The organism is Sporomusa sp. (genome assembly GCF_057736855.1).
The window spans coordinates 1-15,091 of sequence record NZ_JBYKYF010000042.1 but is presented as its reverse complement, the minus strand read 5'-3'; the positions used below and the strand labels follow the sequence as shown (position 1 = coordinate 15,091).

The 15,091-nt window shown below is 45.3% G+C and carries 14 protein-coding genes; 12 read left to right on the top strand and 2 right to left on the bottom strand.

Annotated elements, in window-relative coordinates; genetic code table 11:
* The first annotated feature begins 1 nt into the window (after position 1).
* The 4 genes from AC29Z1_RS04665 (at position 2) to gltA (ending at position 3,246) form a co-directional block, all read left to right on the top strand.
* Positions 2-172 carry a DUF1858 domain-containing protein gene (locus AC29Z1_RS04665; RefSeq protein ID WP_488270295.1) on the top strand — a complete coding sequence of 57 codons (171 nt, stop codon included), beginning with the start codon at positions 2-4 and terminating at the stop codon, positions 170-172.
* A gap of 15 nt (positions 173-187) precedes the next feature.
* Entirely contained in the window at positions 188-856 is a 669-nt protein-coding gene (locus AC29Z1_RS04660; protein WP_488270294.1) for a hypothetical protein, read from the top strand.
* A gap of 123 nt (positions 857-979) precedes the next feature.
* Positions 980-1,858 carry a sulfide/dihydroorotate dehydrogenase-like FAD/NAD-binding protein gene (locus tag AC29Z1_RS04655; RefSeq protein WP_488270293.1) on the top strand — a complete coding sequence of 293 codons (879 nt, stop codon included), beginning with the start codon at positions 980-982 and terminating at the stop codon, positions 1,856-1,858.
* Entirely contained in the window at positions 1,858-3,246 is a 1,389-nt protein-coding gene (gltA, locus tag AC29Z1_RS04650) for an NADPH-dependent glutamate synthase (protein WP_488270292.1), read from the top strand. Before AC29Z1_RS04655 ends, gltA begins: the two co-directional genes overlap by 1 nt.
* Before the next feature lie 57 nt (positions 3,247-3,303).
* Here gltA and AC29Z1_RS04645 read toward each other — a convergent pair whose 3' ends face one another.
* Positions 3,304-3,996 carry a heparan-alpha-glucosaminide N-acetyltransferase gene (locus tag AC29Z1_RS04645; RefSeq protein ID WP_488270291.1) on the bottom strand — a complete coding sequence of 231 codons (693 nt, stop codon included), beginning with the start codon at positions 3,994-3,996 and terminating at the stop codon, positions 3,304-3,306.
* Positions 3,997-4,273: 277 nt separating this feature from the next.
* On the opposite strand from AC29Z1_RS04645, the gene AC29Z1_RS04640 reads away from it, so the two are divergent.
* The 7 genes from AC29Z1_RS04640 to AC29Z1_RS04610 all read left to right on the top strand — a co-directional run bounded on the left by AC29Z1_RS04640 (position 4,274) and on the right by AC29Z1_RS04610 (position 13,657).
* The gene (locus AC29Z1_RS04640; RefSeq protein ID WP_488270290.1) at positions 4,274-4,618 is read left to right on the top strand and encodes an SMR family transporter; all 345 of its coding nucleotides are present in this window, start codon (positions 4,274-4,276) and stop codon (positions 4,616-4,618) included.
* A 108-nt stretch (positions 4,619-4,726) separates the two neighbouring features.
* Positions 4,727-5,356 carry a DUF47 domain-containing protein gene (locus AC29Z1_RS04635; protein WP_488270289.1) on the top strand — a complete coding sequence of 210 codons (630 nt, stop codon included), beginning with the start codon at positions 4,727-4,729 and terminating at the stop codon, positions 5,354-5,356.
* Positions 5,349-6,341, top strand: coding sequence for an inorganic phosphate transporter (locus AC29Z1_RS04630; RefSeq protein ID WP_488270288.1), 993 nt, complete (start codon positions 5,349-5,351; stop codon positions 6,339-6,341). The genes AC29Z1_RS04635 and AC29Z1_RS04630 overlap by 8 nt, the downstream gene beginning before the upstream one ends.
* Before the next feature lie 198 nt (positions 6,342-6,539).
* The gene (locus AC29Z1_RS04625) at positions 6,540-10,319 is read left to right on the top strand and encodes a phosphoribosylformylglycinamidine synthase (RefSeq protein ID WP_488270287.1); all 3,780 of its coding nucleotides are present in this window, start codon (positions 6,540-6,542) and stop codon (positions 10,317-10,319) included.
* A 70-nt stretch (positions 10,320-10,389) separates the two neighbouring features.
* Complete coding sequence (locus AC29Z1_RS04620; RefSeq protein ID WP_488270286.1) at positions 10,390-11,511, top strand: ABC transporter substrate-binding protein; 1,122 nt, start codon at positions 10,390-10,392, stop codon at positions 11,509-11,511.
* 13 nt (positions 11,512-11,524) lie between these two features.
* A complete protein-coding gene (locus tag AC29Z1_RS04615; RefSeq protein ID WP_488270285.1) occupies positions 11,525-13,285 on the top strand; it encodes an ATP-binding protein in 1,761 nt (586 codons plus the stop codon).
* A gap of 3 nt (positions 13,286-13,288) precedes the next feature.
* On the top strand, positions 13,289-13,657 hold the full coding sequence (locus AC29Z1_RS04610; RefSeq protein ID WP_488270284.1) for a VOC family protein: 369 nt from the start codon (positions 13,289-13,291) through the stop codon (positions 13,655-13,657).
* Positions 13,658-13,797: 140 nt separating this feature from the next.
* Here AC29Z1_RS04610 and AC29Z1_RS04605 read toward each other — a convergent pair whose 3' ends face one another.
* A complete protein-coding gene (locus AC29Z1_RS04605; protein ID WP_488270283.1) occupies positions 13,798-14,016 on the bottom strand; it encodes a hypothetical protein in 219 nt (72 codons plus the stop codon).
* A 202-nt stretch (positions 14,017-14,218) separates the two neighbouring features.
* Here AC29Z1_RS04605 and AC29Z1_RS04600 point away from each other — a divergent pair, with 202 nt between their 5' ends.
* On the top strand, positions 14,219-15,088 hold the full coding sequence (locus AC29Z1_RS04600) for a DUF2156 domain-containing protein (RefSeq protein ID WP_488270282.1): 870 nt from the start codon (positions 14,219-14,221) through the stop codon (positions 15,086-15,088).
* Positions 15,089-15,091 lie beyond the last annotated feature (3 nt).

Sequence of the window (15,091 nt, the reverse complement as noted above, 5' to 3'; positions counted from 1 at the left end):
CATCATCCGGATTTATCCGCAAACCATTCCAATATTCCGTTCCTTCGGTATGGGATGCCTGGGTTGTCCATCATCAGCCGGCGAACCTCTTACCAAAGCTGCGGAAATTCATGGTCTTGACATATCTGAGTTATTGGCGGCATTAAACAAAGTCGTTCCGGCTAACAAATAATAAGGAGATGATAATATGAGTGCTTTTTTAGCGCCAATTCATTACTGGTTATATAACAAAATTCGTTATGTTATTGAGCGTGAACAAATGATTTTTGCCGAGGCTGACAGCCTGTGCGGCGGTACTGCCGAGGAGGCCCGCGCCCAAGCATGGCAAAGCTACGGGACACCATTGCCGGAGGCAGACCTTGCGGAGTATATCGATCAAAGCAACATTCATGGGTGGCTGCAGCGGCAAATTAATATTGCCGAAAGCCGGGAAGCTGCTTTTATCCAGGCGCTGGTCGATAATTGCGGCGATGCGGCCATGGAAGTAGTACGAAAGGCGTTTAGAGAACATGGCGCGCATTGCGCCCGCCACGCTATGGCTCAGGGTAAGTATGATACTTCTACCGCCCCGGGGATTTATAAAGCCATCAATGACTATTATCTGAATGGCATGCCTTGTGATCAAGCAGATACGATTGTCGAAAGTACTGCTGATAAAATTGTCTGGGAAAGCGAGGTTTGCCTGCAGGAGCCTAATTGGCAACGCGCCGGTGCTGACGGCAAGCTGATGAAGGGGCTTTATCACGAATGGTTGACTACTTTTGTTACTATTCTTAATCCAATTTTTTCCTTTAGACAGACAACTGACGCCCAATCAGGCGGTGCTGTTAATAGATGCGAAATTACTAGGGGGTAGGTAAAAGGCCGTAGTTCTTAGGACTGCGGCTTTTAGCTATTTCCAAATTTGACTGCTTGTGATATAATTTACTTTGTCTTGTCTATTGTTGTCACATAATAGCAGCAGGGGAGGATGGTTTAAATGTACCAAATAGTCGAAAAACGGCAGTTAGCACCACAGATATTTTTGATGGATGTGGAAGCACCTCGCGTGGCTAAATCAGCCAAACCCGGACAGTTTATCATTCTCAAAATGGACGAGAAAGGGGAAAGAATTCCGCTTACCATTTGTGATTATGATGCTGATAAGGGAACGGTCACCATTGTATTTCAAACTTTGGGTAAATCCACCCTGGAAATGGCAGGATACAATGTAGGTGATTCCTTTGCTGATTTTGCCGGGCCTCTGGGTCAAGCGTCTGAATTTATTCATGAGGATATTGAAGCGTTAAAACAGCAGAAGATTATTTTTGTAGCTGGTGGCGTGGGAACCGCTCCGGTTTATCCGCAGGTAAAATGGTTGCAGCAACGCGGCGTTCAAGTGGAAGTGATCATCGGTGCGCGCAACAAAGAAATGGTTATTTTAGAAGATGAAATAAAAGCTTTGGGTGCAAAGGTATATGTTACTACTGATGATGGCTCTTACAGTCGCAAAGGTCTTGTTACTGACGTGCTGAAAGAGCTTATTGATAATGGTACTCGGTATGACCATGTTATTGCCATTGGCCCGATGATTATGATGAAGTTTGTGGCAAAATTGACACAACAATATAATATTAAGACAACCGTCAGTCTGAATCCAATTATGGTTGACGGTACAGGCATGTGTGGTGCCTGTCGGGTGAGTGTGGGCGGCCAGGTTAAATTTGCCTGTGTTGACGGACCAGAATTTGACGGTCATCTGGTAGACTTTGATGAAGCTATGCGTCGTCAGGCCATGTATAAAACCGAAGAAGGCCGACAAATGCTTGCAGCCGAAAAATCAAGCCATACCGGCGGTTGTTGTGGAGGGCATAGATAATGAGCAAAGCAGCTAGAGTACCAGTTCGTGAGCAATGTCCCAAAGAACGTGTTACCAATTTTGATGAAGTATGTCTGGGTTACTCGCTTGAGGAAGCCATGGCGGAAGCATCCCGCTGCCTTAATTGCAAAAATGCCAAATGTGTCAGCAATTGCCCAGTAACCATCGATATTCCAGAATTTATCAGTCATGTTAAAAAAGGCGAAATTGCCGAAGCTGCCAAGATCATTGCGCAGGCCAGTGCTTTACCCGCTGTCTGTGGCCGCGTGTGCCCGCAAGAAACCCAGTGTGAGGGCAAATGTGTTTTAGGAATTAAAGGTGATGCGGTAGCGATTGGCAAGCTGGAACGGTTTGTTGCCGATTGGGCTAGGGAGAATCAAGTAACCGTTGCCGAAACAGCACCGAAAAACGGTAAAAAAGTAGCCGTTATCGGCAGCGGTCCTGCAGGGTTGACTTGTGCCGGCGACTTGGCTCGTAAGGGATATGAAGTCACCGTGTTTGAAGCATTGCACGAGCCAGGTGGCGTGTTGGTGTATGGAATTCCAGAATTTAGGCTTCCGAAAGAAACGGTTGTTAAGCCCGAGATCGAGAACCTCAAAAAACTGGGTGTTAAGATTGAGACTAACGTGGTTGTTGGTAAAACCGTGACCATTGATGAGCTGTTAAATGAAGAAGGTTTTGACGCTGTATTTATTGGCTCAGGTGCTGGGTTGCCGAAGTTTATGGGCATTCCTGGCGAGAACGCTAATGGCGTTTTCTCGGCTAACGAATTCTTAACTCGCAATAATTTAATGAAAGCCTTTAAAGAAGAATATGCAACACCCATTAAAGTCGGCAAAAAAGTTGCTGTTGTAGGCGGTGGTAACGTAGCTATGGATGCGGCTAGAACCGCTGTACGTCTTGGCGCTGAAACGCATATTGTCTATCGCCGTTCTGAAGCCGAACTTCCGGCTAGGGTTGAGGAAGTACATCACGCCAAAGAAGAAGGCATAATTTTTGATGTACTGACCAATCCGACAGAGATTTTGGTGGACGAAAATGGTTGGGTAACCGGCCTGAAGTGCGTAAAAATGGAACTAGGTGAACCTGATGCCAGCGGCCGGAGAAAACCGGTGGTTGTACCTAATTCCGAGTTTGTTATGGAAGTCGATACGGTTATTATGTCACTCGGAACCTCACCTAATCCGCTGATTTCTTCAACTACCGAAGGACTGGAAGTCAACAAATGGCAATGTATTGTTGCTGATGAGGGAACTGGACTTACCAGCCGTGAACGTGTCTACGCCGGCGGCGATGCCGTTACTGGTGCAGCTACGGTTATTCTGGCTATGGGTGCAGGCAAAAAAGCTGCAGCCGCCATTGATAAAATGCTTATGTCTCAAGAATAAAAGCGCTTAAATACAAAAAAACCGTCCAATGCCGATGGCAGAAGGCGGTTTTTTCACTTAGACTAATAGTTGGTGTAAGAGGTAGAGACCAGTTAAAATCAGTGGTTGATGCACAAAATAAACCAATAGCGAGTGGCGGCCCAGCCAGCAAAGCCAGCGATAGGATGCAGCTTTAGGCCATAGTGATTGCTTTGTCGGATATAAGAGCTTACCAACAGCCAGGCCATACAGCACTATACCCAGCCAAGGACATAAAGGGTAATAATCAAGCGAAACAAAGCCTGGTGGTGTGATGCCCAGCGGGATGAGCCAAGGCCAGGAGGTAGTCAAGGTAATGGCTAATCTTCCGGCGATAAGCAAGGCAGTTCCTATCACAGCCAGCGTTAGGATGCTATATCGCTTTAACCAAGGGGCAAGCAGCATACCGCTGCCTAGTAAATGCAAAATACCAAACCGGATATATTCTACCGGATTGAAAACATAGGTAACGGCGGTAATGATTAGACCGGTGCCCAATACCTTCAGGCCGCGATTGACTGAATTATTACTAAGAAAACAGCTGATTCCTGATACTAGCATAAATAGTATGGCGCAAGTTTTGCCTTCATAGTACCAAAAACCGTGCAGATAATCGATGGGCCAGTGGTAGAAGTAGGCCAAGTCAAATAGGGTATGAAATAGGATCATTAACAGGATGGCGATTCCTCGCAGAAAATCTAGTTCCGCAATTCGCGTTTTTGCTTGGGGCAAAATACCTAGCCTCCTTGTTGCTATAGGCAATCGATGTTCCAGCAAAGTGTTAGCCTTAGATTAACAATAAATTACAATTGTGCTGGCGTCAAGTAAAAGGGCTAGTTATAAGATGTTATTTGGCATTTTGGAAGCAACTTTTAGTGCAATTTGTGACACAATAATTATACAATTGCAATTGTAATAGCAGGAATACCTCCTGACAAAGGGAATATACTAGCAGAGAGCGGCTCTGGCCCATACGGCCAGAGCCTGTTGTTGGCAGGATGGTGTTAGTATGAAAGAAATCTATATTATTTTATTATCGGTGTTACTTGGGGCTGTCGGCCAAATTGCCTTTAAGTATGGCGCTACTCACATTTCGGAAACCGGTTCGTTTATGGAAAAAGTGATGTCCGCCTGGCCAATTTTTTGCGGCTTGCTACTTTATGGCGTTAGTACCCTGCTGTGGATTTTTGCGCTGCGCACAGTGGAGCTAAGTTATGCTTATCCGTTAATTAGTTTGGGTTATATACTGGTATTTATTGCCTCCTATTTTCTGTTTCAGGAATCTATAAGTCCGCAAAGAATGGGGGGGTTGCTATTAATTTTAAGTGGTATTATTCTTGTTGCTAAGTCATGAGAGTTAATACTAAATTAAGCGAATCTTAACATTTCTTTACAATTGGTTAACAAATAGCGAGGTTATATGCTATAATCAGTTTGAATCCGACAAATGAGGAGGCTATGTATGGGATTTGGCTTAAAGCCCCGTGAAGAGAAATTCTATGGCTATTTATTGGCGAATACTCAACTGATCCGGGATGCAGCCGATGTATTATATGAAGCAATTAACCGGGAAAGTGACTTATCAGAATTAATGAGTCAAATTGACGAGCTTGAAAAAAGAGCGGACATCAATACTGCTAAAATTGTCGGTTTATTACACAAAACCTTTATTACGCCGCTCGACCGCGAAGACATTTACAGCATTGCTCACAAACTTGATGATGTTATGGACTGTATTCAAGGTACCATTGAACGTATGGAGTTATATAATGCCGGCCCGGCATCTGACGGTGCTCGGGAACTTGTTGTGCTTGTAGGGAAAAGTGCAAAACAGATTGATAAGGCATTTTCACATTTACCGCAGATAAAAAAACAAAAAGACAAATTGGAAGAACGCTGTACTCGGATTATTGAGTATGAAGCTATGGGAGATAGGCTATATCGGCAGGAGATGGCTAAACTGTTTAGAGAATGCCAAGATCCCATCGAAATAATTAAGTGGAAAGAAATCTTGATGCATTTGGAGGAAACCCTGGATATCAGTGAAGATATTGCGAATTTGTTAAAGGGAGTCATCGTCAAGTATGCCTGATGTAACGTTGGTCTATCTTGTCGTATTTTTGGCGCTGGCGTTTGATTATATCAATGGGTTTCACGATACTGCCAATGCTATTGCCACTTCGGTATCTACCAGGGCTTTGGACCCGCAGTATGCCGTTATGTTGGCGGCGACCTTGAACTTTGCTGGGGCACTCTATAGTACAGGCGTAGCGAAAACGATTGGCGGTGATCTTGTTAAATCAGCTTCTTTAGTCAATCAGCCGGTGATTATATCCGCGCTGGTTGGTGCTATTGTTTGGAATCTAATTACCTGGTGGCTGGGTATTCCCAGTAGCTCCTCACATGCGCTAGTTGGCGGTGTTTTGGGAGCAGTGGTAGTTGGTGCAGGTTTTGATGCCGTTAATTTTGTAGGTGTTGAGAAGATCGTTCTGTCCTTGGTGTTGTCGCCATTGATTGCGATGGTTGGCGGATATATTGTTATGATTATTCTGCTGTGGATATTTGGTAGGCAGGAGCCGAGTAGATTAAATAACGGCTTTCGAAAGATGCAACTGCTGTCTGCCAGCATGATGTCATTTTCGCATGGTTCGAATGATGCGCAAAAGGCTATGGGCATTATTACTCTGGCGCTCTTAAGCTCAGGGCAAATCCCATCACTGGAAGTACCCCTTTGGGTAAAAATATCTTGTGCTACGGCTATGGCCTTAGGTACAGCAGCCGGCGGCTGGAAAATTATTAAAACTATGGGTGGGAAAATTTTTAAACTCGAGCCCATTAGCGGTTTTGCTGCTGATTTGAATTCATCACTTGTTATTTTTGCGGCTACCAATCTTCACCTGCCTGTCAGCACGACCCATGTAGTCTCAGGGTCCATTATGGGTGTTGGCTCTTCTAAACGGATTACGGCTGTGCGCTGGGGTGTTGCGCAGCAAATGTTATTTGCCTGGATTTTAACCATTCCTTTTAGCGCCCTTACCAGTGCCTTGGTGTACAAAGTATTAGAACTATTTATTTAAATAATAACAATAAATGAATACATAGCTCACTGTGGCAGCTCAGGCATAAGCAAAGGGCTGCTTTTCCTTATCCTTAATCTTGCTATTCAAGTATGAACTCATTATAATAGTAATAATATCCGGCTGTATTTTTAAAGTATCAGGCATAGGGATTACTCATAGGGATTACTGAAGCCTGTGAAATAAGGAGGTATTTGTTTGAGCAACGTTCGCCGTATATTTGTCGAAAAGAAACCGGGGTTTGCTGTTGAAGCTGAAGGCCTTTATTCTGATTTAAAACATTATCTGGGTATAACTGGTTTGACCGGAGTGCGCATTTTGCAACGCTATGATATTAGTGGGATGAGTGACTTCGAGTTTGAAGAGTCACTCTATACAATCTTTTCTGAGCCACCGGTCGATTTTCTTTATCGGGAACAAATTACTGTTCCTGCTGGCGCCAAAGTATTTGCGATGGAATATTTGCCAGGCCAATACGACCAGCGGGCCGATTGGGCAGCTCAGTCAGTGCAAATTCTTACGCAAAAGGAACGTCCCGAAATTCGTACAGCTAAAGTATTGGTGTTAGAAGGTGAGCTATCCGAGGCCGATCTAAAAAAAATCAAGGATTACTGTATTAATCCGATCGAAGCCCGGGAAGCTCTGTTGGAAAAACCAGCAACCTTGACAATGCCGGCTGAAGTTCCCAGTGATGTTGAGGTATTAGAAGGGTTTACCACCATGTCGCAGGCGGAACTAGCCCAGCTTTTACACCAGCGGGGACTGGCCATGAGTCTGGAAGATTTAATCTTCTGTCAGGCTTATTTTCGGGATACGGAAAAACGTGAGCCAACCATTACCGAAATAAAAGTTATAGATACCTATTGGTCTGATCACTGCCGGCATACTACCTTTCATACCAAAATTGAAGACGTTGAATTTGAAGAAGGCCGGTTCAGTCGTCCTGTGGCAGTGGCTTGGCAGCAGTACAAACAATCGCGGGAATATGTATATGGTGCGAAAGCCGCGGAACGCGATATCAGTCTTATGGATATTGCTACCGCTGCCATGAAAGAGCTTAAGAAGCGGGGACAACTTATAGACCTTGACGAATCAGAGGAAATTAATGCCTGCAGTATTGTGGTACAAGCTGATGTTGACGGCAGGACTGAAGACTGGTTGGTTATGTTTAAAAATGAAACCCATAACCACCCGACCGAAATTGAACCTTTTGGTGGGGCAGCTACTTGTCTGGGCGGCTGTATTCGTGACCCGCTGTCAGGCCGTTCTTATGTATATCAAGCTATGCGTGTGACTGGCAGCGGTGACCCGCGTGTACCCATAACAGATACCCTGCCTGGCAAACTGCCGCAGCGTAAGATTACTACTGGTGCGGCTGCCGGATATAGTTCTTATGGAAATCAAATTGGTTTGGCAACTGGCCAGGTGGCGGAAGTTTATCATCCTGGCTATATTGCCAAGCGGTTGGAGATTGGCGCTGTTATTGCGGCTGCGCCGAAAGAGAATGTCGTCCGGGCTGTGCCGGAGGCTGGTGATGTTGTTATTTTGGTAGGTGGCCGGACTGGCCGTGACGGCTGCGGCGGCGCGACAGGTTCCTCCAAGGCTCATACTGAGGAATCTTTGGAGAATTGCGGTGCTGAAGTGCAAAAAGGCAATCCGCCGACAGAACGGAAAATTCAGCGGCTGTTTCGCCAGCCGGCAGTCAGCACCATGATTAAACGCTGCAATGATTTTGGTGCTGGCGGCGTGTCGGTAGCCATTGGTGAATTAACTGACGGTGTATGCGTTACTTTAGATGCGATTCCTAAAAAGTATGAAGGGCTTGATGGCACCGAATTGGCTATTTCGGAATCACAGGAGCGGATGGCGGTAGTCGTTGCGGCTGATAATGCCCAGGCATTTATTGCGTATGCAGATAGAGAGAATTTGGAAGCTACCATTGTGGCTAAAGTGACTGATGATCGCCGTCTGACTATGCTGTGGCGGGGCAAGCCTATTGTCAGTCTCAGCCGTGACTTTTTGAATACCAATGGTGTGAAACAACATGCGTCTGCCCGTGTAATGGCGCCGGCAGTAGAAAGCTATTTTGCTGGTCAACCGGCTGTTGCTTCAAAAGTGCATGGCAGTAAAGATGCCTGGTTGAGCATGCTGCAGAATATAAATGTGGCAAGTCAGAAAGGTCTTGTCGAACGCTTTGACAGCAGTATTGGTGCAGGCACGGTGCTTATGCCGTTTGGCGGTAAATACCAAGATACTCCCACTGAAGGCATGGTTGCTAAGCTGCCAGTGCTATCGGGTGACACAACAACAGGAACGATTATGACCTACGGGTTTAATCCCGATTTATCGGTTTGGAGTCCATTCCATGGTGCTGTCTATGCTATTGTCGAAGCAATCGCTAAGGTGGTGGCGATTGGCGGCAATTTCCGTACCGTTCGCCTGACATTGCAGGAGTATTTTGAAAAACTGGGGCAGGATGCAGTAAAATGGGGCAAGCCCTTGAGTGCATTGTTAGGTGCTTTTTATGCCCAGCAGCAGTTAGGTATTCCGGCCATAGGCGGTAAAGACAGTATGTCAGGTTCGTTCAATGAACTTTCTGTACCGCCAACCTTAGTGGCTTTTGCAGTAACCCCGGTGGATGTCAGGAAGGTTATTTCACCGGAATTTAAGCAGCCTGATAGCCAAATCGTGTGTATCCGTTTGCCGCGCGACCAGGAAGAGTTGCCTGACTTTAAAGCGTTAATGGTTGCTTATGACCGGGTGTATCAACTTATTCAGGAAGGCAAGGTGTTAGCTGCCCACACTGTAAAAGTCGGTGGCATTGCCGAAGCTGTCACTAAGATGGCTTTTGGCAACCGCATAGGTGTGGAACTATTGGCTACTGTCGATTCAGCTAGGCTGTTTACGCCTGATTATGGCTCGCTGATTTTGGAAATGCCAGCCAAGATGGACCTTGAACAGGTATTTGAAGGGGTTTCTTACGAGCTTATTGGTCGGACGACAGCGCGGCCTATGATTCGTTGGAATGATGGGGAACTTTCTGTGGAGGAAGCGCTGAACGCCTGGCAGCAGCCACTGGAAACGGTATTTCCAACTTACCCGGAAAGTATTTCCGGGCAACCGCGAGAATTTGCTCCTTATACCTGTCGCAATAATCGCCGGCCGGTGGTCAGTGTAGCAAGACCAAGGGTACTGATCCCGGTATTTCCTGGCACAAACTGTGAGTATGATACGGTTAAGGCGTTTGAACAGGCTGGGGCAGTTGCTGAAACCCTGGTAATCCGGAATCTGACTTCTGCCCATATTGAGGAATCCATTACTGAATTGTCCAGAAAAATTGCCGCATCGCAGATTGTTATGCTGCCAGGTGGTTTTAGTGCTGGCGATGAACCTGATGGATCCGGAAAATTTATTGCCACTATGTTCCGCAATCCGCGGGTAAAAGAAGCAGTTACAGAGCTATTACAACATCGTGACGGCCTTATGCTGGGGATCTGCAATGGGTTCCAGGCACTAATTAAACTTGGCTTGGTTCCCTATGGCGAAATTCGTAACTTAACTGAAAATAGTCCAACGTTAACATTTAATAAAATCGGTCGTCACATTTCCTGTATGGTTCATACAAAAGTGGTTTCTACCAAGTCACCATGGCTGAGTTGTGTTGAGGTCGGTGAAGTGTTTACTATTCCGGCATCTCACGGCGAAGGTCGTTTTTACGCCACCGATGAGGAGATTGAACGCTTAGCCGCCAACGGTCAAATTGCTACCCAATATGTTGATTTTTCAGGGCGTCCTACCTATGATGTCAGATTCAACCCGAACGGATCATTCCATGCCATTGAAGCAATCACCAGTCCAGATGGGCGGGTCCTTGGCAAGATGGGGCATTCTGAACGGATCGGTAATCATGTTGCTAAAAATATACCGGGTAACAAAGACCAGCGGTTGTTTTATGCTGGCGTCCAATACTTTAAATAAATCAGAAAAAAAGCAGGAAACCTTCCTTCGTTGACTAATTATTTACAATATTGTCGGACGGAGGGAGAATGTGGCAACAGCAAAACGCTACCAGTTGGTTTTTAGTGTGCTATTGTTGATCATATTAGTGATAGGCTGTAGTCAACGGCCAACATATAAAATTGGTTTTGTCGGTGGTTTGACTGGCCGTCATTCCGATTTAGGTGTTGCCGGACGCAATGGAGTTACTTTGGCCGTTGAAGAAGTCAACAAGGCTGGTGGAATTAAGGGCAGGCAGGTAGAACTTATTGTCAGAGATGATAAAAATGATCCGGCCGTAGTTCGGGCTGTAGATGAAGAACTCATTAGGCTGGGGGTAACCACTCTTATCGGGCATATGACCAGTGCAGCGGCAGTAGCTTCACTACCGGTTATTGCCAGCGGCGAGGCACTTATCGTTACCCCCACAGCTACTTCTGAGCGGCTCAGAGGTCATGATGATATGATGATTACCGTTATGCCTTCTCTTACACCCATGGCCCAAGTGCAGGCAGCCTATGCGTTACATGGATTGGGACTTAAGCAGATGGTCATTGTATCTGATAGTTCCAATCCCGATTATGCGGAGAGTTGGGCAGAGGCGTTTACTGCTTATTATGAAAAGATTGGCGGTAAAATTGTCGCTTCACTGTCATTTAACTCGAGCAGTCGTGTTGATTATGAACGCTTGGCTATTACGGCTCAAGGCTATCAGCCGGACGGTATTTTGCTGGTAACCGGAGCGGTGGACGCCGGGGTAATGAGCCAATGGCTAAGAAAAACCGGGTTTGCTGCACCAATATTTTCTAGTAGCTGGGCTATGACTGATGATTTTATTCATCATGGAGGCCAGGCTGTGGAGGGGGTTATTTTTAGTAGCTCCTTTAGTCCTGATAGCCGTAATCCGGCATATAATCAGTTTGTGCAAAAGTATTTGGAGCGGTTTGGTAGTTGGCCCAACTACGCCGCAGCATATAGTTATGAGGCGGCGCAACTTGTGCTGGGGGGAATTAGCCGAGCGCAAACGGATCAGGCCTTTGCGGTTAAAAGTGCCATTATTGGTCAGCCGTTTGCGGGATTATGGGATGAGTATATGATTAATGCCACTGGCGATGTCAGTCGTGAATGCCGGTTGATAATGGTAAAAAATGGTAAATTCGTTACATTGGATTAAAGGTGGCCGTCCTATGAATACGTTTACAAGCAGCCTAAAAGGTGTTATTACCTTTCATTTTATGGCAGCGGTAACCTTGCCGATCTTGGTTATTAGTGTTATTACCATTACTTTGTTATCTAGCAGTATGAACAAGCAGGTCGTCCAGCACAATACCCATCTGGCTAATCGTTTAATTGCCAGTACGGAGGATTTTTTGGCATCCACTGATACTGTAATGAGCGAGGCGGCGATGATGTTGGATGCAGGTCGGCTTGACAGCCGTCAAATGCAGTATTATTTGGAGACAGTGATTACGAATCACAGCTATTTTGAAGCCATCCACCTGCTGAATAACAAGGGGCAATCGGTAATGGTGGCACCTTATAATTCCAGTTATGCGACATTGGACTTCTCTCGGCAACCGTTTTTTCAGATTACCCAGCAAACCGGTTATCCCTATTGGTCTTCTACCTTCATTTCCCAACATACAGGCGAGCCTACGTTGACGGTAACCAGGCCGATGTCTAACGGCATGCTTATTGCTTATGTTAATTTAGGGAAATTAAATGAGATTGTAGCCAAAAATCATTTTGATATGCAGGGTAGTTGGGCGGCTATTATTAATAACGAAGGCACTTTTATCGGTCACTCGGATCGGACTCAGGTATACGAGCGTGGTAACATCGGTATCCGGGAGTTTATTAATAGTGCCTTAGGTTCCGAGAACGGTACTGTTGAGGCAGAATTCGGTCAGAAAAAGTATCTTATTACTGTGGGCATGGTTAAGCCGACCGGATGGCTGCTGATGGTAGCTCAGCAGACTGATGTTGCATTTTCACCGGTAAACAGAACACGGAGTATTTTTATTGTTGGTGCTATTTTGGCATTGTTGCTGGTAGGCATTATCGCCATGATCCATTTGAAAAAAGTGTTTAAACCGCTTGATGAACTGACTAACGAAACCAGGCAGGTAGCTGCAGGCAATTACAATTTGCCATTAAAGTCATATGAATATAGCGAGTTCAATATCCTCTCAGAACACTTTTATGCGATGATTGAGGCTGTACGCCGCCGTGAAGCCGAACTGACTCAATATGCGCAAACGCTCGAACGGAGTAATCGAGAGCTGGATCAATTTGCTTATGTTGTTTCTCATGATTTAAAGGCACCGCTTAGAGCTATTGATAATTTATCCCAATGGATTGAAGAAGATTTTGCCGGCAATTTAGAGGCAGATACCCGCCGGAAACTGGAGCTTTTGCGCGGGCGGGTACAGCGCATGGCGAATCTAATTGAGGGAATTTTGGAATATTCCCGTATTGGCAGAATTAAAACGGCAGTCGAACCTGTTAATATCTCTGAGTTACTTGCGGAAGTGATTGAAGATTTGGCGCCGCCAGAACCTTTTCGTGTGGTGATCGGGCCGGATATGCCGGTCATACGGACTGAGCGGGTTCGTCTGAAGCAGGTATTTGCCAATCTGATTGGTAATGCTATTAAGCATCACAACAGACCCGATGGTCAGGTAGTTATTACAGTTAGTAAGGCAGATGGTGTCTTCACCTTTAGTGTAGCCGATGACGGACCAGGCATTGCCCCAGAATATCACGGCAAAATATTTGAAATGTTTCAAACCCTACAACCGCGGGATACTCTGGAAAGTACGGGTGTAGGCCTGGCTCTGGTCAAAAAAATTGTTGAGAATCAGGGTGGATATATTCAAATATTATCGGCGCCAGGTCAAGGGGCGAATTTTATCTTTACCTGGCCAGAACAAGCGAAGGAGGCGTAATGGATGGTTCAAGTTTCCCATATTGGCGTGGTGGTTAAAGATGCTGACAAATCTCTGGAATTTTATACATCTGTATTAGGATGCACGCGGCAGGAGAGCTATCAGGACGAACGGATTCGTCTTGAATTTATCACCGCAGGTCAGCAGACCATTGAACTGATTCAGTATAAACAAGATGTCGTCAGGGAACGAAATGCCGGGGTTGTCGATCATATCGCCTTCTACGTTAGCGATATGGAAACCGAAATAGCTAAACTGCAGCAGCGGCAAGTTACATTGTTGCTTGATCAACCTAAAGTGATCGGTGATAAAAAAGTTATGTTTTTTAGCGGCCCTGACGGAGAAAGACTAGAGTTTGTCCAAAAGTTGTAACATATTTGCTTTGCGTTACGTACTGTTTAAACTCAACCTGTAACGGGATGCTAGTCTAAAAACAAGAAAAAAGGAGGACGGTTCTTGCCTTGCACATCGTGGTGCAAGCCAAGAACTGTCCTTTGTAGCTTAGGATTCCATTAACCAAGGCCTATTCCAGGAGGATGTTTGGGGGCATTTTCCGCAAGCGGGCATTTTGCTTGGCCGCATTCTTCGCTGAAATCGCACTCAATCTCAATCACCTGGTAGTGAGGAACCGCTCCGCCGGGATTGCGGGTTTCCTGGTAAATGGCGATAATGCTATGGCGTTTCGCCAGATAGGGGCAATCGCCAGACAACAGGGTAGGTGCACGTTTCATAATCTTCACTTCATTTACATTGTAGGATTACATGGTAGTATAAAGCAGCATGTTATCAGCCGCCAGCGTGGATACTATGTATGTTGCGTGGAAGCAGAGACTAGAATATAATAAAATGCGTTAACAAATACTCAGCCTATATGGATAACAAGCCAGGTTGAAATAAATAGGGGGAATTAGTATCAATTTCCAGGAGATTACGTTGGCGCAAAAGCCTTTTTTTGATAAGTGCTTTAGTCAGCGCCGGTATGAAAATGCCCATTTTAATTTTACCAATTTGTTTATGTGGCGTAAATTTTATTCGATCAAGTGGGCAGAACAGGATGGGTATCTGATTCTTAAGGCTCAATATGGTAGTCGCCAATTTATGCTTCAACCATTTGGCCCTGACGAGGGTGTAGAAGCTGTACTGGAAAAAATGGCTGCCTATTGTAAGTCAGAGAATCTACCATTTGCCATTCATGGTGTCGAAAAATTTATGGTAGATATAATTGAACGCTGGCGGCCTGGACAATTCACACTTACAAGTGAACGCGATAATTTTGATTATGTTTACAGTTGCAAAGATCTCATTGAGCTAAAAGGACGCAAATACCATAGCAAAAAAAATCATATTAATAGCTTTTATCGCAATTATCACGACCATCAATACTTTCCGCTGACCAAAGAATGGGCGCCGAAATGCATTGAGAGCCAATTAGAGTGGTGCAGGAAAAAGGGCTGTGATAACGATGCCTTTTTGCGTAGTGAACGTGATGCAGTGATTGAAGTGCTTACTCATTGGGACGAACTTAAGCTGACTGGTGGCCTGATTTTGATTGGCGGTAAAGTGGAGGCATTTACTTTTGGCGAACAGTTAAATAGCGACACGGCTGTAATCCATGTTGAGAAAGCAAATCCCGACATTCGCGGCGTCTATCCGGTGATTAACCAGAAATTCTGTGAAAATGCTTGGAAGCATCTTAGTTTTATTAACCGGGAAGAAGATATGGGTATTGAAGGGTTACGTAAAGCGAAATTATCCTATTATCCGGTTAAAATGATAGAGAAATTTAATATTGTATTCAATTAGCAG